This is a genomic window from Arcicella sp. LKC2W (assembly GCF_034931005.1).
GTDB lineage: Bacteria > Bacteroidota > Bacteroidia > Cytophagales > Spirosomataceae > Arcicella.
The window spans coordinates 169,485-188,445 of record NZ_JAYGIN010000004.1; the positions used below are offsets into that span (position 1 = coordinate 169,485).

General features: G+C 36.5%; 19 protein-coding genes. 15 read left to right on the forward strand and 4 right to left on the reverse strand.

Going from position 1 to position 18,961, the window contains the following annotated elements; translation table 11 throughout:
- The first annotated feature begins 252 nt into the window (after positions 1-252).
- The 9 genes from VB796_RS04255 (at position 253) to VB796_RS04295 (ending at position 6,354) form a co-directional block, all read left to right on the forward strand.
- Complete coding sequence (locus tag VB796_RS04255) at positions 253-687, forward strand: Imm44 family immunity protein (protein ID WP_323345270.1); 435 nt, start codon at positions 253-255, stop codon at positions 685-687.
- Between the two features lie 243 nt (positions 688-930).
- Positions 931-1,737, forward strand: coding sequence for a crotonase/enoyl-CoA hydratase family protein (locus VB796_RS04260; RefSeq protein ID WP_323345271.1), 807 nt, complete (start codon positions 931-933; stop codon positions 1,735-1,737).
- Positions 1,738-1,898: 161 nt separating this feature from the next.
- The gene (locus tag VB796_RS04265) at positions 1,899-2,126 is read left to right on the forward strand and encodes a hypothetical protein (RefSeq protein ID WP_323345272.1); all 228 of its coding nucleotides are present in this window, start codon (positions 1,899-1,901) and stop codon (positions 2,124-2,126) included.
- Complete coding sequence (locus VB796_RS04270; RefSeq protein ID WP_323345273.1) at positions 2,123-2,419, forward strand: type II toxin-antitoxin system RelE/ParE family toxin; 297 nt, start codon at positions 2,123-2,125, stop codon at positions 2,417-2,419. Before VB796_RS04265 ends, VB796_RS04270 begins: the two co-directional genes overlap by 4 nt.
- A gap of 1 nt (position 2,420) precedes the next feature.
- Complete coding sequence (recN, locus tag VB796_RS04275; RefSeq protein ID WP_323345274.1) at positions 2,421-4,109, forward strand: DNA repair protein RecN; 1,689 nt, start codon at positions 2,421-2,423, stop codon at positions 4,107-4,109.
- A gap of 54 nt (positions 4,110-4,163) precedes the next feature.
- Positions 4,164-4,601 carry a lipoprotein gene (locus tag VB796_RS04280; protein ID WP_323345275.1) on the forward strand — a complete coding sequence of 146 codons (438 nt, stop codon included), beginning with the start codon at positions 4,164-4,166 and terminating at the stop codon, positions 4,599-4,601.
- A gap of 36 nt (positions 4,602-4,637) precedes the next feature.
- Positions 4,638-5,081, forward strand: a complete 444-nt coding sequence (locus tag VB796_RS04285) for a DUF6934 family protein (protein WP_323345276.1) — start codon at positions 4,638-4,640, stop codon at positions 5,079-5,081.
- A 201-nt stretch (positions 5,082-5,282) separates the two neighbouring features.
- Entirely contained in the window at positions 5,283-5,912 is a 630-nt protein-coding gene (locus VB796_RS04290; protein WP_323345277.1) for an SCO family protein, read from the forward strand.
- Between the two features lie 22 nt (positions 5,913-5,934).
- The gene (locus VB796_RS04295; RefSeq protein WP_323345278.1) at positions 5,935-6,354 is read left to right on the forward strand and encodes a cytochrome c; all 420 of its coding nucleotides are present in this window, start codon (positions 5,935-5,937) and stop codon (positions 6,352-6,354) included.
- 74 nt (positions 6,355-6,428) lie between these two features.
- On the opposite strand, the gene lptC is transcribed toward VB796_RS04295, so the two are convergent.
- From lptC to VB796_RS04315, 4 genes are all read right to left on the reverse strand, one after another.
- Positions 6,429-7,058 (reverse strand): LPS export ABC transporter periplasmic protein LptC, encoded by a 630-nt coding sequence (lptC, locus tag VB796_RS04300; RefSeq protein ID WP_323345279.1) that lies wholly within the window; start codon positions 7,056-7,058, stop codon positions 6,429-6,431.
- Positions 7,059-7,157: 99 nt separating this feature from the next.
- Positions 7,158-8,519, reverse strand: coding sequence for a hypothetical protein (locus VB796_RS04305; protein ID WP_323345280.1), 1,362 nt, complete (start codon positions 8,517-8,519; stop codon positions 7,158-7,160).
- Positions 8,509-9,240, reverse strand: a complete 732-nt coding sequence (locus tag VB796_RS04310; RefSeq protein WP_323345281.1) for a type III pantothenate kinase — start codon at positions 9,238-9,240, stop codon at positions 8,509-8,511. Before VB796_RS04310 ends, VB796_RS04305 begins: the two co-directional genes overlap by 11 nt.
- A 97-nt stretch (positions 9,241-9,337) precedes the next feature.
- Positions 9,338-10,588 (reverse strand): MFS transporter, encoded by a 1,251-nt coding sequence (locus VB796_RS04315; protein ID WP_323345282.1) that lies wholly within the window; start codon positions 10,586-10,588, stop codon positions 9,338-9,340.
- A gap of 124 nt (positions 10,589-10,712) precedes the next feature.
- On the opposite strand from VB796_RS04315, the gene VB796_RS04320 reads away from it, so the two are divergent.
- The 6 genes from VB796_RS04320 (at position 10,713) to VB796_RS04345 (ending at position 18,942) form a co-directional block, all read left to right on the forward strand.
- Positions 10,713-11,807 (forward strand): mechanosensitive ion channel family protein, encoded by a 1,095-nt coding sequence (locus VB796_RS04320; protein ID WP_323345283.1) that lies wholly within the window; start codon positions 10,713-10,715, stop codon positions 11,805-11,807.
- A gap of 4 nt (positions 11,808-11,811) precedes the next feature.
- Positions 11,812-12,825 (forward strand): SMP-30/gluconolactonase/LRE family protein, encoded by a 1,014-nt coding sequence (locus VB796_RS04325; RefSeq protein WP_323345284.1) that lies wholly within the window; start codon positions 11,812-11,814, stop codon positions 12,823-12,825.
- Between the two features lie 196 nt (positions 12,826-13,021).
- The gene (bioB, locus tag VB796_RS04330; RefSeq protein ID WP_416233512.1) at positions 13,022-14,041 is read left to right on the forward strand and encodes a biotin synthase BioB; all 1,020 of its coding nucleotides are present in this window, start codon (positions 13,022-13,024) and stop codon (positions 14,039-14,041) included.
- Positions 14,042-14,157: 116 nt separating this feature from the next.
- A complete protein-coding gene (locus VB796_RS04335; RefSeq protein ID WP_323345285.1) occupies positions 14,158-14,628 on the forward strand; it encodes a redoxin domain-containing protein in 471 nt (156 codons plus the stop codon).
- Between the two features lie 434 nt (positions 14,629-15,062).
- The gene (locus VB796_RS04340) at positions 15,063-16,895 is read left to right on the forward strand and encodes a DUF1080 domain-containing protein (RefSeq protein ID WP_323345286.1); all 1,833 of its coding nucleotides are present in this window, start codon (positions 15,063-15,065) and stop codon (positions 16,893-16,895) included.
- A gap of 145 nt (positions 16,896-17,040) precedes the next feature.
- Positions 17,041-18,942 carry a hypothetical protein gene (locus VB796_RS04345; RefSeq protein ID WP_323345287.1) on the forward strand — a complete coding sequence of 634 codons (1,902 nt, stop codon included), beginning with the start codon at positions 17,041-17,043 and terminating at the stop codon, positions 18,940-18,942.
- Positions 18,943-18,961: the final 19 nt, after the last annotated feature.

Genomic DNA, 18,961 nt, shown 5'->3' on the forward strand with positions numbered 1-18,961 from the left:
TATCTGCGAAAATCAGTGTTTGAAAATCAGCGTTATCAGCGTGCTATTCTTTTTTGCATTATTTACAAAGATTGGATAACTTGTTTGAAAAGGGCGACTAAGCAAGCATGAAACGAATGAGTGAGACGCTCAATATGATTTTAGGTCGTAGGAACGCTTCGCTAAACCTATGACCAGAAGAGATAAAAAAATGCGAATTATCTTTATTTCAAAAAAGGCTACCTGCGGGGTAATAAAATTATTAATTAAAATATGAAAATTTATTTTGGATTAAAACATGATTGGAATGTTACAGCGATAATTCCAATATTTAAAAAATTAGATGAGGATATTTTTACAACATTATTTTTTGAAAACAGACAATATGGAAATGCAATTAATGAAGTTGCTTTTGGGATAAATGTGTTAGAATATGATTCTTATGATAACATAATTCCAAATACAGAAAAAATGATTTATAGAGCTAAAAGTAAGTCTATTAATTTCCAAATTTTTCTTAATTATGAAAAGTTTGTTAAAGGTGATAATCAGTCGAATATTGAACAATTAATAGAGGGGTTTCAAGGATGCTTTTCAATTCTTTTAAAACGAAGTATTAAAGATTTTGATGCTAAGTTATTCCAAAAATATTTTTTTCTTTTTTTAGTATCAAGGGAGTTTATTGATTCGGAAGCAATATCATGGTAAAACTAATCCGCCATTATTGGTTTTTCCACCAACAACTTATGCGACAGCAACGCTTAAAGTAAAAATATACCATCTGTTACTGGTCGTAGCGTCCGCTACGAACTAAAATGTACAGAGCGTCTCGCTCACAATCTACTCATCGGTAAAGCCCCTCTTTGCTTTATTCAGAAACTTTCAATAACTTCATTTCCCACGAAGTATTCACTCAATCGTTCAATCTCTCATTCACTCAATGTATAAAACATGGAAACGCTAAAATTAGATATTCAGAATCATATTGCCCACGTAACGCTCAATCGTCCTGATAAAATGAATGCCCTCAATCAAACTGCTTGGGATGAAATCACGGAGGTTTTTGGATATCTTGATGAAAATGCAGAAGTCAGAGTAATTGTTTTGGAAGGCGGAGAAAGTAAAAACTTCTGTGCAGGAATTGATTTGAGTTTATTGATGTCTGTTTCGCAAAATCATACCAAATGCGAAGGACGAAAAAGAGAAAAACTTCGTAAAGATGTCTTGAAATTACAAGCCCCCATTAACGCCATTGAAAACTGCTCAAAACCCGTTTTAGCTGCCATTCACGGTGGTTGTATTGGAGGAGGAATTGATTTGGTTTGCGGTTGCGATATGCGTTATTGTACCGACGATGCCTATTTTACCATCAAAGAAATTGACATGGGCATGGTGGCAGATTTAGGTACTTTACAAAGACTCCCCAAACTAATTGGCGACGGTTCCGTGCGTGAAATGGCGTACACAGGGCGTAACGTAGGCGGACAAGAAGCCGAGAAAATTGGCATCGTCAATCGTTCGTATTCAGATAAAGTTACGATGATGGCGGAAGTCATGAAAATTGCCGAAATGATTGCTCAAAAATCACCATTATCCATCCGAGGAACGAAGCATATTTTGCTCCATACCCGTGACCATTCCGTTGCTGACGGACTCAATTACATGGCAACTTGGAACGCCGCCATGTTACTTTCAGCTGATTTACAAGAAGCTTTTGAGGCCAAAATGGGGAGGAGAGAAGGGAAGTTTGAGGGGTGATGTTAAAATGTTACTGATTAGTTATGAATATCAATCACAGCAAACGCTTATATTTGTAATCATTAAAAAGGGAATTGTTTGGTAAGAATTGTAGTAATAATTCTTACAATAATTTTTTAATTGAGGTAAAAAATAAAAGGTTCAATTAAATCAAAAATAGTATGACAACTATCGAATTAAAATCAGACCTTCATTTACTGATTGACCGAATTTCAGATAATAGTGTTTTAGAAGCTTATCACACACTCCTAAAACGAGAAGTAAAAGAGGTTGGCGATTTTTGGGATGAATTATCAAATGCTCAAAAGGAAGATATTAAAGCAGGAATTGACGATTTGAAAGCAGGACGAAAAAAGCCGTTGGCAGAAGTAATGAATAAATATTTATGAAAGTATATCAAGTATTTATCTCTGAACGTGCTGAACGAAACTTAGAACACATTCTTCAATATCTTGAAGAAGAATGGTCAATAAAAGTAAAAAAGGAGTTTTTAGAAGAATTGAATACTAATTTTGATAGAATCAGTGTGATGCCTTTTTTATTTCCGAAATCTGATAAATTTGAAAATTTACATAAAGGTCTTATTACTAAACACGCTCATATTTTTTATCAGGTCTTTGAAGATTACATAGATATTGTAACGATTCAAGATACTCGCCAAAACCCTGACTTTTTGAAATAAAATGTTACAAAATCTAATCATAAAAAATTACGCTCTTATTGAGCATCTCGACTTTGCCCCCGACCGTTCTCTGAATATCATTACGGGTGAAACAGGTGCAGGAAAGTCAATTATGTTAGGAGCAATCGGGTTGTTATTGGGTAATCGTGCTGATACCAAAACGCTTTATAATCCATCCGAAAAGTGTGTGATAGAGGGAGAGTTTAATATTTCTGGATACATTATCAAGAATATTTTTGAGGAGGAAGAACTGGATTACGAAGAACATTGTATCATTCGTCGAGAGATTTCTCCACAAGGAAAAACTCGTGCTTTTATCAATGATACGCCCGTAAATTTGGAGACACTCCGTAAAATTACATCTCAATTGATGGATGTCCATTCTCAGCATGACAATCTGCTGTTGGGTGCAAATGATTATCAACTTCAAATTGTAGATACTTTTGCTCAGAATAATGAACTTTTAGATAAATATAAGGCTGATTATCAGGCGTATAATAAAGCTAATCGAGCGTATGAGCAATTATTGAATGAAGCTAAAGACAGTAAAAAAGAGTTTGATTATAATGCCTTTTTGTTGGAAGAACTCCAAAAAGCAAAACTCAAAGGCGATGAATTGGAGGTTTTAGAACAAGAACTGAATAAACTCGAAAATGCCGAAGAAGTAAAATCTAAACTCTTAATGGCAACCGAATATTTGAACGCTCCCGAGCAATCAATAATTTCATTATTGACCAGTTCTGTTGCCAATATGAACGGTATTAGTGGTTATGGCGAACAATATGCACAATTGAGAAGTCGCTTACAAAGCTGTTTGATTGAGTTGAAAGACGTTGCGGTAGAATTGGAAACGGAGGCGGAAGAAGTAGAATTGGATAATGAAAAAATCTCATCAATTCAGCAACGTCTTGATTTGTTGTATAATTTACTACAAAAACATCAAGTTAAAACCGACCTTGAATTAATTGCGATTCAAAATGATTTAGAGAAAAAAGTTAGTAAGGTTTTAAATATTGATGAAGCTTTAGAAAAAGCCAAAACAAACGTTGAGAAAACTGAAAAAACTATGCTCAAGTCGGGCGAAGGATTATCTAAATCCAGAGTTTCAGTTTTGCCAATTATCGAAAAGCAAATTTCAGATTTATTGAAGGACTTGGGAATGCCAAATGCCAGTTTGAAAATTGAAAATGAACTTATAAAACCGACACCAAACGGGTTAAATATCATCAATTTACTATTTTCGGCTAACAAAGGTATCAAGCCACAACCGATTAAAAATGTTGCTTCTGGCGGTGAATTTAGTCGTTTGATGTTGGCAATAAAGTATATTTTAGCCAATAAACGAGCTTTGCCAACCATTATTTTTGATGAAATTGACACGGGTATTTCGGGTGAAGTTTCGATAAAAGTAGGGAATATGATGCGTGAAATGTCTCGTAGTCACCAAATAATTGCCATTACGCACTTGCACCAAATTGCGGCTCAAGGTTCAGCACATTATTTTGTTTATAAAGATAATTCTTCGGCAAGGACTGTTTCTCGGATTAGAAAACTGACCAATGAAGAGCGAGTAATGGAAATTGCCCAAATGATTGGTGGGCAAAATCCATCTAAAGCCATTGTTGATAATGCCCGTGAGATTTTGAGTAAACATTTGGTAGAATTGACAAATTATAAACTGGATTTGTAGTTTGTCACGCAGATAACACAGATGCAAGCAACACAGATTTAAAAGGATTTTTATATGTTTGATGAAGCAAATTCATCTCAGCAAACAGGTACAATTATGAGAAAAATATTTTTAGCAATTTCAATAATTACAACATTGGCGGCTTGTCAAAAAAATGGAGAGGATAAACAAAAGGTAATGATTGATGAAGTGATGGCGATTCATGATGAAGTAATGCCCAAAATGGATGACATTATGACTTTGAAAAGTAGTTTAGATTCTGCCATTAAAGTTTCTCCTGATTCTGCAAAAGCCAAACAATTATATTCAGCTTTGGATTCGGCTGATAATCAAATGATGGACTGGATGCAAGCGTATAATCCCGACCAAGTAAAAGGAAAATCTGAAGAAGAAGTCACTAAATATTACGCTGATGAAAAAGCTAAAATTTCAAGTGTAAAAGAATTGACCAATAAAAGCATTGAGGAGGCAAAGGGATTTTTAGGGAAATAAACCGATAATTGAATGCAATTTTTGTAATTTTACACGATGGATGAACCAATCTACTCTTATAAAAAATCGTATGATATTCTTACCTTTGATTTTGAAAGTATAGGCCCAAATGGGATTTCAAAGAAACAAATCGTTTATTCCAGTTTAGAGGAAACGGAAGATATTTTTAGCTTATCTCTATTTGAAGTTTTTGAAGATGGACATGATGTGTATTTTGAAAGTAAAAATAAAGATTTGACAAAGATAATGGCAACCGTATTGCGGACAATGCTTGAGTTTTTTGATAAATATCCGAGCTGTAAAATAGGTTTCACAGGAAGTGAACCTAAAAGAACGAGACTTTATAGAACGGTTATTTCGAAAATTAAATCCCAAGTGGATTTCCTTAGAATAGAAGCTATTTCACTTAATGGCGAAATCGTTGATTATGAACCGAACGAAAATTATTTAGCTTACGTTATTTCACTAAAGAATACTTGAATATAATGGAAACGTCAATAAATACAAGAAAAAGCATAAAGAAGACAGGAAGGTTTAAAACACTCGAAGAAGCTGTCAAATTTAAAAATGATGAGTTAATGAAAGCATTTAAAGGCGTTGATTTAACGAAGTTTTCCCAAAGATAATATTAACAAAACCCTCATAGTCAAAAATCTATGAGGGTTTTATATTTTTCATTTTATGAATAAAATTTCAATTTTAGCATTCTGTTTATTTCTAATCTCTTGCAATTCACAGCCCCAAAAACTTCCAATACTTGGTAATCGTGAGGCGGTTACAAAAACAGTTAATGGCAAAGAAGTAACCGATACGCTTTATCATCAAATTCCTGATTTTGAGTTTATTAATCAAGATTCTGTAAAAGTTACTCAAAAAGATTTTGAGGGTAAAGTCTATATTTCAGACTTCTTTTTTACGACTTGTCCAACGATTTGTCCGAAGATGAAAACCCAAATGCTACGGATTTATGAGAAGTATAAAGACAATCCGAAGGTTGGGATTCTTTCGCATTCAATCGACCCACGCCACGACACGCCCGCAGTTTTACGTGAGTTTATGGACAATTTGGGAATCAAGTCTAAAATGTGGCAAATGGTAACGGGTGATAAAGCTAAAATTTATGAAATTGGGCAGAAAAGTTACATGGTTTCTGCTACCGACGACCCAACTCAACCAGGAGGAATTGTTCATAGTGGAGCATTTATTTTAGTAGATAAAAATCGTCATATCAGAGGAATTTACGATGGAACTGAACCCACCAAAGTAGATAGATTGATGATTGATATGGAAATACTTTTGAATGAGAAGTGAAAATTATAATAAAGTTAATAAAATGAAAATATTAAACTACTGCTTACTGCTTACTGTTTATTGCCTACTGCTTACCGCTTGCAGTGAAAAAGATATTAAACTAAAACAATATTATATCGACGGACAGGCACTTTATAAATTACATTGTGCCAATTGTCATCAAGATAACGGACAAGGTTTGGCAGGGCTTTATCCGCCAATTGCTGGTTCGGATTTCCTTGAAAAAAATAAAGAATTGATACTTTGTTCGATGAGAAATGGCTTGAAAGATACCATCGTGGTGAACGGCAAATCGTTTCATCAAGCTATGCCTGCTAATACGCAATTACAGGCTTTGGACGTTGCCGAAATCGCTACTTATATCTACAATGAATGGGGGAATGAGAAGACAATTACAGAGGTGAAATACGTACAGAAGGTGTTGGAAAACTGTAAAAAATAGCATTTAGATGCGACCGTCGCTCGGTTCGATGTTCGGAAAATGAATATCGAACCGAGCGACGGTCGCATCTAAAACTATTGTGGTAAACTCTTTACGCTAACTACGCCTGTTACTTTGCGAATGGTGTATTCAGTAAAATCTTGGTTTGAATCCATGCCCATTCCATGAATAACTTGGTCGGGTGTTTTGATGTCAACGGGTTTGTTAGAATATATTTTCTTCGTGTCGGGACTCCAAAATAATTCGTCCGTTGCCAATGTTTCGTTCTTTACCTGATTATTAATTTCTACCCTTCCCATTACTCGGTAAAGATTATTTGCCTTCAAATAAATCGCAGAATCTCCTCTTAATTTCGTGGTATTATTCCCTAATTTATCAAAAAAGAAAACCCTAACTTCTTTTGGATATTTTTTGTCCTCATTGACCATCGTTAATTGAGCTTCGGTGGACATTCTTACGACTAATCTTGCTGAGTCTGTATAACTCATATTTATGCCGTAAACTTCAGAAATTGGACCTTTGTACTCTACTCGCTTAAATTCTTTTTTATCGTCTTCACAAGCAATAAGCACGATTATAGAGAATAGTGAACAGAGAATAGATTTACTTGAATTGGAAAAAGATAACATTTGCTTATAAAGAAAACGTACCACAGATATTAACACCTGTGGTACTGCTTTAATCAATATTTTTATTTGATACATAATGAAAATAGTTCAATAAATCATTTGTATAAACTTTGTATTTAAGTGTTAAATCTTACATTCTTAATGCCTAAATCCCAACCCCTAACACCTAAAAAATTAATCAACTTTCGGTTTACGGAACCAATAGAAGTCTCCTAATGAGAATCCAACTACAATTTTATTATAAACTTCTTCAATGCCATTGGTGGCTAAAACACCTCTTTTACCACGTACATACGCAATGTTTACATAAGAAATTGTTCTTAAAGGAAGTGATACGCCTGCTGAGAAACTCATATCGTTAGCAACATCTTTTCCGTTGAAAGCATAAGGAGAAGTGGTATAATTTGCTCCTACACGATACATTACATGGTTGAAATATCCATTGAGAGCATCGAATTTTGGAATATATTCAGCTCCGAAAGCAATCGTATGTGCATCTCGTAGGTTTTCAGAAGAACCAGTAAGGTTTTGAAAACCAGACCATTTAGTCATTGAGTAGTCAAGCGAAACTAACAATTTTGCAGGTTTTTCGATACTAACGCCAAAACGATAAGTAGCTGGAAGTGAAACTTTTCCGTCTGTTTGTTTTAAAGTATCGGCATTAATTAAAGATAAACCTGATGCGTTGCTAATCGTAAATCTCTTTAAAGACTTAGCACCAATATTTTGCCCAAATTCTGCTGTTGCTCCAACATTTAAGAAATACTCCTTGCTTAATTTTGGTCTCCAAGCCCAACCTAATTTAAAATGTGTACCAGAGTAATTGGTACGGTCAGCTAAATTTATCTGATAATTTTGAGAGTCACTTAGATTTTGAGTAATTACATCACGATTTATCACACCAAATAAATAAGCAAATTCTAAGCCTACGTACATATCTTTGGTAACTCTTACGCCATTGGCTATCACTGCTTTATTAAGTCCACCGCTTCCGTTGTAAGTATAAGTTACACTGTCAGTACCCAAAATATCAAGTTTTTGCGACGAGAAGGTTTTATATTCGACCGTACTATAAGGAGCTAACCCTAAGGCTAAAGTCCATCTTGGAGAAGCAGGTAATGCTATCATAATTGGACCAACAGTTCCGTTATAAGTATTAGAACGTTGTTTGGCGTTTTGCATAGATTTTGCTTCTGTATTGACACCCATTTCAAAAACCGTGTAGCGGTTACGTGCCAAAAGTGCAGGATTCAGCGTATTAATATAGATACCATTTGAATTGGCAACTCCTAAACCTCCCATCATCGAGTTTATCGCTGTTCCGCCATTGTAAACTTCACCAACACCCCAGTATGAAAAAGGTGAGTTTGTTTCCTGAGCGTGCGTTTTTGCAATAGGTAGTAGGGAGTAAGTAGCAAGCAATATGCAAAATACTACTTTTGACAAAAATGAATGAGAGACGTTTTGTTGAGATTTTAAAAATAAACCTCTAAAATTTATCGTCTGTAAACTATGACCTTTTTTGTTATTTGACATTATATTCTAAAATTCGATTAAGTCCAATCAGCACTAATTCTGGGATTACAAAGTTCGGGTATTTTATGCGGTTTGCAAAGTTTGAAGCATCCCCACCACAGAAAATGACGTTAATATTTGTTAAAACCTTGTTATACTCTTCAATAAGCCCGTTTATTTCTGCTAATAATCCGTTCATTACGCCACTTTGCATGGCGTGTTTGGTGCTTTTACCGATGAGTGTTGGTATTCCATCGGGGATTCCATCGGGTTCTAATAACGGTAAACGTTGGGTAAAAGTATTCATGGCTTTGAATCTCATTCTTACCCCTGGAGAGATAATTCCTCCGTGAAAATTGTCTTCAATATCCACCAAGTCGTAGGTAATGCACGTTCCCATGTCTATCACAACGCAATTATTTTGAGGATATAAAACCCTTGCACCAATTGCCGCCGCCACACGGTCAGCACCGAGGGTTTCAGGTGTGTCGTAAAGTTTTGTGAGTGGAACGGGCGTTGTATTTTTAAGTAAATAAATCTCAGAAGTTATGTCTGAAAATTCTTCTTTTAATTGTTCTTCCGAATAACTTACCGATGAAACCATAATTCGTTGAGGACGAATTGTTTGTACGTAATTAACCAATTCATCATAAGATAATTTCCAATTGGTTTCAATTAGTTTGTCTGCTTCAAAAAGCCCCGTTTTGGCGTAAGTATTTCCTAAATCTATGGTTAGGTTCATGATTTATTTTATAGTGGCGAATAGCATTCGTCAGTGTTGTAAAGGTAGTTTCGGTAGCGGCGAATAGTATTCGCCGATTGTCAGTAATTGGCGAATACTATTCGCCACTACTAATTTGTAAATCCTTACTTGGGTCAATTTTCAACCACATTAAAGCACTAATTACCAAACAACCAGAAATCAAAATTAATGGATAGTTAAAATTATGAGTTTGTTCTACCATAATTCCGAAAATAATAGTGATAAAAAATCCCCCTAATTGTCCCGCAAAATTCATTGTTCCTGCCACAGTTCCCGAATATTTTTTGCCAATATCAACGCAAGTAGCAAAGGCAACAGGAAGGGCTAAATCCTTTGTCAGCACGCAAAGAGCCAATAAATAGCCGACTAAATCATTATTTTCGGTAAGTCCTGCCGATAGAAATAAAATACTTGAAAGTCCTAAACCGCCCATCGCAACGGCTCTTCTTCCGAAGGATAAACCATACTTTTTTACCAAGAAATCACTCAAAAACCCACCAATAATACAGCCGATTGCTCCTAAAACGTAAGATAATGAAATGAAGTTTTTAGATTGGTCTTCGGTCATGCCACGCCCTTCAATAAAATACGTATTTGACCAATTGGTAAAGAAATAAGAAGCGTAAAAGAATAAATGGCACATCAACATCAACGCCCAAATATTCGGATTTTTGATGATAGTTTGCCAACTAAAATGGTGTTCGGATGCTTTAATTTTTCGTTTCGATTCAATTTCTTCTACTTCTTCCTGACTAATATTTTTCATTTCGGAAGGTGTGTCTCTGTACCAACTGTACCAACCAATTGCCCAACAAACGCCCACCAAACCCAAAGCCACAAAAGCCATTTGCCAACCCAAACGATGCACCAAAGGAATGACTAAAAAGGGCGTTAAAGCACCGCCAAGTCGTCCTGCTGCCCAAATAACGGCTTGAGCCCGAGCCACTTCTACCGCAGGAAACCAACGAGCAATTACGATGGAAGCGTTTGGATATGCTCCTGCTTCGCCTGCACCAAAGAAAAAACGAATGATAACCAGATAAATGTAATTATAGCCAACTGCCGTTAATGCCGTAAAACCAGACCACCATAAAACCACACGAGTTAATACTTTTCTTGAACCAATACGGTCGCCCATTGCCCCCGTAGGAATCTCGAAAAGGGCATAAGCCAATGAAAATGCCCCCAAAATATACCCAAATTGTTGATTATTGATGGATAAATCTTCTTTGATATATTTACTGACCACATTCATACAAACACGGTCGAGATAGGTTATTATGGACAATAAAAATAGAGCGGATAAAACCTTATGCCGAGTTTTCATAGTGTGTTGGTTAGGAATGAGAAATAAGTCGTCTATTGTAAAATTACCGTTTCTTTCATTAAATTAAGCAACAATCAGCATAACTTTACCGCTGTAAATTACTCATTCATCAAATTTTTATCTAATGCAATATTTATCTGCCGAAATCCTCGAAAATAAAGTAACTGATATTCTTATATTGGTTGGAATTTTGGGTTTTGGACTTTTGTTTAGACGCTTTTTAGCTGATAATTTCAGTAAAATTCTATATCGTTTCATTAAGCACGATAAAATCCCGATTCAGACTTGTGTGGCGATGCTTCGGCAACCTGTTCGCCTATTCATTTCCTTAATTTTGCTTTACATTGCTTTTTCGTTTGTACATTTTCCAACGTCATGGCGGATTCCGTCGCAAGAGGAATTTGGTATCAGAATGATTTTACTGAAAAGCTTTCAAGCAGGTTTTATCTTTTCAATTTATTGGATTTTAGTACGAATAGCTAAATTCATTGCCCTTATTTTTCAAGAACGTGCCACCTTGACGGAATCAAAATTGGACGACCAATTTATTCCCTTTTTTAGAGATTTAGTCGTAGTTGGCGTGTCCATTTTGACGTTTTTTGTCATGTTGGGAGTTGTTTTCAAAGTAGATGTTGTGGCTTTGGTAACAGGTTTGGGAATCGGAGGGCTTGCTATTGCGTTGGCGGCTCGTGAAACTTTAGAAAACTTGTTTGCCTCTTTTACGCTTTTTCTTGATTTGCCTTTTGTGGTGGGAGATAATATTCAGTCGGATAAAGTATCAGGCGATGTTGAAAAAATCGGTTTTCGTAGCACTCGTTTACGTACAGGAGACGGCAGTTTAATTGCTATCCCTAATCGACTTTTAACGGCTCAAGCTCTTGAAAATCAAACACAAAGACCATTTAGGCGTGCAAGGTATTTATTGAAATTAGAAATAAGTACCCCAATTGAAAAAATGAAAAAGGTGGTTTCCGAGATAAATGATTACGTTTTAAACCATGAAATGATTTATCGCACTGACCCAAGTATTACTCGTTTTGAAGGTTTTGGGGATAACTCATTGGAAATTTTAGTTTCGTATCACATCGCCACATTTGATGCCTCTGTTATGCGACGAATTAAAGAAGAAATTAACTACCAAATCATGGTAATAATTCAACAAAATGAGGTGAAATTTGCTTATCCAACCTTGAAAATTTCTCAAGATTTAGAACCATAAACTAATGAAAACAATCCTGTCAATCATTTTAATAACATCTTGTATGTCAGCTATTTCAGCCCAAACCAATTATCCGACTTTAGGAAAAGTTGTTAAACTTGACCCCGCTCTTGACGCACTCATTGCTCCTGATGCTAAAATTGAAGTTTTATCGTCAGGATATAAATGGTCGGAAGGTCCAGTTTGGGTAAAAAATGGCAAATATTTACTCTTTTCGGATGTTCCTGCCAATACCATTTATCGCTGGCAAGAAGGAAATAGAGCCGCAACGTCTTTTTTGAAACCTTCGGGCTATACGGGTTTGGGAGAATACAGCGATGAACCAGGAAGTAACGGTTTAATTATCAATCAAAAAGGTGAATTAGTAGCTTGTGAACACGGCGACCGCAGGATTTCGGCATTGCCTTTAACAGTAGGAGGGAAGCGAACTTTGGCGGATAATTTTCAGGGAAAAAGATTTAATAGTCCAAATGACGTAGTTCAACATTCAAGCGGAGCCTATTATTTTACCGATCCGCCGTATGGTTTAATGAAAAAGGAAAATGACCCAACTCGTGAAACGGATTTATTTGGTGTTTATCGCATCGGAACAGACGGAAAAGTGAGTTTAGTGGTGAGTGATTTACAACGTCCAAATGGTTTGGCTTTTTCACCTGATGAAAAGATTTTGTACGTCGCACAATCTGACCCAAGTCGTGCGGTAATTATGGCATATCCAGTTAATGCCGACGGAAGCGTTGGGCTTGGAAAGGTATTTTATGACGCAACGCCAGCCGTAAAAGAAGGAAAATTAAAAGGTTTGCCTGATGGTTTGAAAATAGATAAAAAAGGAAATATCTTCTCGACAGGGCCAGGAGGCGTGTTAGTAATCACATCCGCAGGTAAATTATTAGGCAGAATTGACACCAACGAACCAACCGCCAATTGTGCTTGGGGTGATGATGGCTCAACCTTATACCTTACCTCAAATATGCACATTTGCAGAATCAAAACTCTAACAACAGGCGTAGGCTTTTAAACTATTCCAATGCTTCCTTATCGGATAAAAAAATTGTGTGTATCATATAAAGTTACGTTGCAATATTAAAGATTTACATTTTTCGAAGGCTGAACACTCCAAATGTTCAGCCTTTTTCAAGCCCAAATTTGCCAAACCCAAAAAGCATGGTTAATTTTAAAGGTTAAAATGATTTTTCTGAAAAACGAATATAGCAATGATAAGAAATAACTGGACAAGAGAAGAAGTAGAAGCAATTTATAATTTGCCATTTATGGAATTGGTCTATCAGGCCGCAACGGTTCACCGTCAGTATAATGACCCGCAAGAAGTACAAATCAGTACCTTATTGTCAATCAAAACTGGTGGTTGTCCAGAAGATTGCTCGTACTGCTCACAAGCAGCCCGTTATCACACCGACGTGAAAGTGCAGAAATTGATGGAAACTCCTGAAGTTTTAGCTGCCGCTCAACGTGCTAAAGATGCAGGTTCATCACGTTTTTGTATGGGTGCCGCTTGGCGTGAAGTTCGTGATAACAAAGATTTTGACAAAGTTTTAGACATGGTGAAAGGCGTAAATGAAATGGGTCTTGAAGTTTGTTGTACGCTCGGAATGTTGTCAGAATCTCAAGCTGAAAAATTGAAAAATGCAGGTTTATACGCCTACAATCACAACATTGATACCAGCGAAGAAAACTACGAAGATGTAATTTCAACTCGTACTTTTTCTGACCGTTTGAATACCATTGATAACGTTCGTAAGGCAAAATTGTCAGTTTGTTCGGGAGGAATTATCGGTTTGGGAGAAGGTGATGCAGACCGTATGGGAATGTTGAAAACGCTTGCTAATATGCCACAACATCCTGATTCTGTGCCAATTAATAATCTTGTTCCTATTAAAGGTACTCCACTTGGAGAACAAGAACCTGCTTCTATCTGGGATATGGTAAGAACAATTGCAACGGCAAGAATCTTGATGCCAAAATCAATGGTGAGACTTTCGGCAGGACGTTTGGATATGTCTTACGAAGGACAAACGCTTTGTTTTATGGCAGGTGCAAATTCTATTTTCTCAGGAGATGTTCTTTTGACAACGCCAAACCCAGCGGTTTCAAACGACAAAGAATTATTCCAAATCCTTAGCATCAAACCACGTGAGGCGTTCAAAGAGAAAAAACAAGTTGCGGAGGTTAATTTTATTCCAAGTGTAGCGGAAGCAATGGCTGAGATTTTGTAATTATAGTACGGGAATCTTTCCCGTGAAAAATATACTTAACATACACGGGAAAGATTCTCGTGGTACTAAAACTTACACACAGGAAGGATTCCTGTGGTACTAAAAACTTCAATAAAATGGCATTACAAGTAGGCGAAAAAGCCCCAGATTTCAAATTGTATAATTCTGAAAAACAAGAAGTTAGCCTTTCAGATTTTAAAGGTAAAAACGTTGTTGTTTTATTTTTCCCATTAGCATTTACAGGTGTTTGTACGGCTGAATTATGCGAAATGCGTGATAATATCGCTACGTACTCACAACTGAACGCAGAGATTTTGGGTATTTCTGTCGATTCTCTTTTCACCTTAGAGAAATTCAAGGCTGAACAAAAATTACCATTCAATTTATTGTCAGATTTCAACAAAGACGTTTCTTCGTCTTATGGTTCTTTGTACGAAAACTTCGTGTTGGGTATGAAAGGTGTTTCAAAACGTTCTGCTTTTGTAGTTGATGCAGAAGGAACAATTCAATATGCTGAAGTATTGGAAGATGCTGGAAAAACACCAAGTTTTGAGGCTGTTCAATCAGCATTAGCGAGTCTTTCGTAATTTTTTTTAACGTAGTCAGCGTTCAAAACGCTGACTACGTTGTTTTTAATTTCTTCTTTTGGCAGTACCTACTTCTATTTAATCCTCTTCTTTTCGTAATATTTTTATCGAAAAATATCTTCTCAATTAAGTATAAACCCTAATAACAACTTGTCTTTTTTGTCTTAATTTCAAAGTCTGATGTTTGGATAAAACATGAAAATCAATAAATATTATATATTTAATAAAAAGTATAATTTTTATTGGTTGACGTATTTTAATTAAATAACTTTGGTAGTAAGTAACTATTGAAAAGCAGCAAACCTCTGCTTGTTTTTTTATAGTAAGTGTTCTATGGTGTTATATATAGAATTTAATAGGGTAAAATGACAAATTAATGAGGTGATTTACCGTTAATGTGTAAGCAAAAATTAAACTTGAATCCTAAAAAACGAATGTTAAAGAAACTATTATTCCTATTTTTCCCCCTTGCAGGAATGGCACAAAATCAGATTCCTCTAAATGATTTGAGTGCGTTCAATAACCCAAGTGCCAACTGGACTATCGAAGGTGGCGTTACGGTTGGAGCAAGTCCTGCTGCCTTTACAACCACCGCAGGTAAGGGCGTTTTAGTATGCACTTTACGAGGACCAAAATATCAATTAACGGACGATTTATTCTCAAAATTGGAACACGGAGATTTAAAAATATCTTTCGATTTTATGATTCCGAAGGGCTCAAATTCTGGGTTTTATTTACAAAGTCGTTACGAAGTTCAAATTTTAGATTCATGGTTGAAAAAAAATCCAAATGACGGCGATTGCGGAGCAATTTATCATCGTTGGGACGAGTCTCGTGGTAAAGGAAACGAAGGCTATGAAGGACATCCACCACGCCAAAATGCCAGTAAAGCTCCTGGACTCTGGAATCATATCGAAATTGATTTTAAAGCACCCACGTTTGATGCTTCGGGAAAGAAATTAACCAATGCCCGTATTAATTCGGTGTATTTGAATGGACTGTTAGTGCATGAAAATGTTGAATTGTTGGGCGTAACTCGTGGAGCCGTTTCTCAACAAGAAGTAGCAAAAGCACCATTCAGAATTCAAGGCGACCACGGAGCAGTAGCGTTCAAGAATTTTAATTATCAGATTTTTGAAAAAAGTGATATTGCTTTTACTCCCGTGAAATATGAGCTTTACGAGGGTGCTGTCAATGGATTTAAACCTGTGAATGCTACACCAACAGCAACAGGAACATTGCCGCAACCAACGCAAAAAGTGATTGATAAAAAGAAAGACTTTTTGTTAAAATTTGACGGAAAATTTACAACGAAAGTGGCGGATAATTACACGTTTATTGGTCAATGGGAAGCAATGGGAGCAATTATTGTGGATAATGATACCGTAGTAAGAGGATGGCATTTGCCTTCAGAATACGCTAAAGGAAGCAAGAAATTAACCGCTGGCGAACATACTTACACCATTCTTTATACCAAAGATTATAATTGGCGACCAAATTCATTGGGCGTTTTTATCCAAAAAGATTCTTGGGAGAAACAAGCAATTACTGAGCGTACTTCTTTGCTTGATATGGTGCCTGTGCCTTTAATTGACGTACAACCAAGCGATGCTCCTGCAATGCAACGTTCATTTATTATGTACGGAGATAAGAAAATTACGCACGGAATCAATGTGGGAATGCCAAGTGGTTTAAATTTCTCTTATGATTTAAACCAAGGTGGATTTTTGCAATTATGGAGAGGAAAATTCTTAAACGCAACCGATATGTGGCTCGACCGTGGCGAACCACAAACCTCAGCTCCAATGGGTTTAACAGTTAATTCAAACGATAAATTTCCATTAGCGTATTTGTCAACTGCTGACGCTGAATTTCCTGAAAATTTAACGAAAGAAGATTTAAAGTATAAAGGTTATAAACTCGAAAAACTGGCAATTGGAAACGGTTATCCAACTTTTATGTATGACTATAAAGGTTTGAAAGTGAAAGATGCCACTACGCCTTTGGATAAAGCAGAAGGTTTGAGTCGTCACCTAACTTTTGAAGGCGAAGTTGCAGCAGGAAAACAACTGTACGCACTCATTGCAGAAGGAACGAGTGTTGCTGAAGTAGCTCCAAACCGCTACGCCATCGATAACCAAAACTATTACGTTGAAGTTGTACCAACTGCTAACAACAAAGCTATTGTACGTGAAAGTAAAGGGAAAAAACAAATCCTTATGCCTTTAACGGGTTCGAAAGAAGTTTCATATAACATTATCTTTTAAATAGTTGTTAGGGATTAGTTTTTAGGTGTTAGTATTTCTAACGGATACTTAATTATTTAGCTTTCAGCTATGATAAAAATAAATAACTGAAAATTTAACAAATGCGATATTCGCTTTTCGCAAATCGCTTTTTCGCTCACTATACATGAAAAACTATAAATATTTACTCATCACAATACTTGGTTTTTTGACGCAACAAACCTTTGCTCAATTAAAATCAAAGCCACTTACTGAAGAGGATTTTTACGAAATAAAAACGGTAACGATTCCCGAAGGAATTAAATTAGAAGTCGGTGGGGTTGCTCCCATGCCAGACGGCCGTGTGGCAGTGTGTACTCGTCGTGGAGAAGTTTGGATTATCGAAAATCCATACATGCCCGATGGAACACAACCAAGCTATACATTATTTGCGAGTGGTTTGCACGAATCTTTGGGTTTGGCGTATCGTGACGGCTCATTTTATTGTACGCAACGTGGTGAACTTACTAAATTGACTGACACCGACGGAGACGATAAAGCTGATATTTATGAATCAGTTGCCAATTGGGATTTATCAGGAAATTACCATGAATATTCTTACGGTCCAGAGTTTGATAAAAATGGAGATATGTATTTGACCTTCAACGTGGCGTGGGTAGGTTATGGCGAAGGAAAATTGGCAAAATGGAGAGGTTGGTTAGTGAAAATCAAAAAAGACGGTACACTCGAGCCAGTTGCAACGGGCTTACGTTCACCCGCAGGATTTACAGTTAATTCAAACGGCGATGTTTTATACGGAGAAAACCAAGGTGACTGGGTAGGTTCTGGAAGAATTACACACCTTGAAAAAGGCGATTTTGCAGGAAATGCAGGCGGACTTTGGTGGACAAAAGAACCAGAATCTCCATTAAAACCAACGACTGTAAAAGACGTACCCGATACAGGCGAACCGATGTACGAAGCCGCAAAAAAAATGAAATCTTTAAAATTGCCAGCCGTTTGGTTTCCGCACGCTTTGATGGGAATTTCTACGGCAGATATGATTGAAGACCAAACTGCGGGTAAATTTGGACCTTTTCAAGGACAGTATTTTGTGTATGACCAAGGGCAGTCAAAAGCCATGCGTATGACCTTGGAAAAAGTAAAAGGACAATATCAAGGAGCTTGTTATCCATTCCGTGAAGGTTTCCAATCAGGAACAATCCGTGCAAGATGGGGAAATGACGGTTCAATGTTCGTGGGAATGACTTCAAGAGGTTGGGGGTCAACGGGCAAAGACCTTTACGGTTTGCAACGCTTAGTTTGGAATGGTCGTATGCCATTTGAAATGAAAACCGTTTCTGCTCGTCCCGACGGTTTTGAAATCGAATTTACACAACCAATCAACAAAGCAACGGCAGAAAATTTGAGTAATTATGAGTTGAAAAGTTTTACTTATAAATACCAACATCAATACGGAAGCCCAATTATCAATCAAGAAGCAACGCCTTTGCGTGGTGTAATTGTATCGGAAGACCGCACAAAAGTACGTTTGGTAGTTGACAATTTACGTTTAGGTTACATTCACCAAATTACGTTAAATGGCGTTTTGAACGACCAAGCACAACCACTTTTACATGATTTTGCTTTTTATACGCTCAATGCCATTCCAGAAGGAGAATTAGCAAAAGTTGCTCCACGCACAACCACTACTACTCCCGTTGTAGCTTCGGCAAAAGAAACGAAAACGACGGTTAAAAAAGAAATGCCAAAAGCAGCCAAAGAAATGGTTGATAGTAAACAAGTAGCATTATTGTTGAAAAAACACGCTTGTAACGCCTGTCATAATGAAGCGACAAAATTAGTTGGTCCTGCTTTCACTGAAATTGCGAAAAGAAATTATACCAATGAGCAAATTTTAGAATTGGTTTACAAACCAAAACCAGAAAACTGGCCTGATTTCGCAACAGAAATGGCACCAATGTCACACGTACCGAAAGCAGATGTGCTAAAAATTGCCGCTTGGATAAATACTTTGGGTACAAAAAAAGGTAAAGTAGATTTGAATAAAATTGAAAATCACGATTAAACAGTAATTCGTAATAGGT

Excerpts from the sequence above, each read along its gene's own strand:
- VB796_RS04285 (WP_323345276.1), top strand. The coding sequence starts at position 4,638 with ATGGATGAACCAATCTACTCTTATAAAAAATCGTATGATATTCTTACC.
- bioB (WP_416233512.1), top strand. The coding sequence starts at position 13,022 with ATGATAAGAAATAACTGGACAAGAGAAGAAGTAGAAGCAATTTATAAT.
- lptC (WP_323345279.1), bottom strand. The coding sequence starts at position 7,058 with ATGTATCAAATAAAAATATTGATTAAAGCAGTACCACAGGTGTTAATA.
- VB796_RS04325 (WP_323345284.1), top strand. The coding sequence starts at position 11,812 with ATGAAAACAATCCTGTCAATCATTTTAATAACATCTTGTATGTCAGCT.
- VB796_RS04305 (WP_323345280.1), bottom strand. The coding sequence starts at position 8,519 with ATGTCAAATAACAAAAAAGGTCATAGTTTACAGACGATAAATTTTAGA.
- VB796_RS04265 (WP_323345272.1), top strand. The coding sequence starts at position 1,899 with ATGACAACTATCGAATTAAAATCAGACCTTCATTTACTGATTGACCGA.
- VB796_RS04295 (WP_323345278.1), top strand. The coding sequence starts at position 5,935 with ATGAAAATATTAAACTACTGCTTACTGCTTACTGTTTATTGCCTACTG.
- VB796_RS04290 (WP_323345277.1), top strand. The coding sequence starts at position 5,283 with ATGAATAAAATTTCAATTTTAGCATTCTGTTTATTTCTAATCTCTTGC.
- VB796_RS04340 (WP_323345286.1), top strand. The coding sequence starts at position 15,063 with ATGTTAAAGAAACTATTATTCCTATTTTTCCCCCTTGCAGGAATGGCA.
- VB796_RS04310 (WP_323345281.1), bottom strand. The coding sequence starts at position 9,240 with ATGAACCTAACCATAGATTTAGGAAATACTTACGCCAAAACGGGGCTT.
- VB796_RS04315 (WP_323345282.1), bottom strand. The coding sequence starts at position 10,588 with ATGAAAACTCGGCATAAGGTTTTATCCGCTCTATTTTTATTGTCCATA.
- VB796_RS04280 (WP_323345275.1), top strand. The coding sequence starts at position 4,164 with ATGTTTGATGAAGCAAATTCATCTCAGCAAACAGGTACAATTATGAGA.
- VB796_RS04255 (WP_323345270.1), top strand. The coding sequence starts at position 253 with ATGAAAATTTATTTTGGATTAAAACATGATTGGAATGTTACAGCGATA.
- VB796_RS04335 (WP_323345285.1), top strand. The coding sequence starts at position 14,158 with ATGGCATTACAAGTAGGCGAAAAAGCCCCAGATTTCAAATTGTATAAT.
- VB796_RS04270 (WP_323345273.1), top strand. The coding sequence starts at position 2,123 with ATGAAAGTATATCAAGTATTTATCTCTGAACGTGCTGAACGAAACTTA.
- VB796_RS04260 (WP_323345271.1), top strand. The coding sequence starts at position 931 with ATGGAAACGCTAAAATTAGATATTCAGAATCATATTGCCCACGTAACG.
- VB796_RS04345 (WP_323345287.1), top strand. The coding sequence starts at position 17,041 with ATGAAAAACTATAAATATTTACTCATCACAATACTTGGTTTTTTGACG.
- VB796_RS04320 (WP_323345283.1), top strand. The coding sequence starts at position 10,713 with ATGCAATATTTATCTGCCGAAATCCTCGAAAATAAAGTAACTGATATT.
- recN (WP_323345274.1), top strand. The coding sequence starts at position 2,421 with ATGTTACAAAATCTAATCATAAAAAATTACGCTCTTATTGAGCATCTC.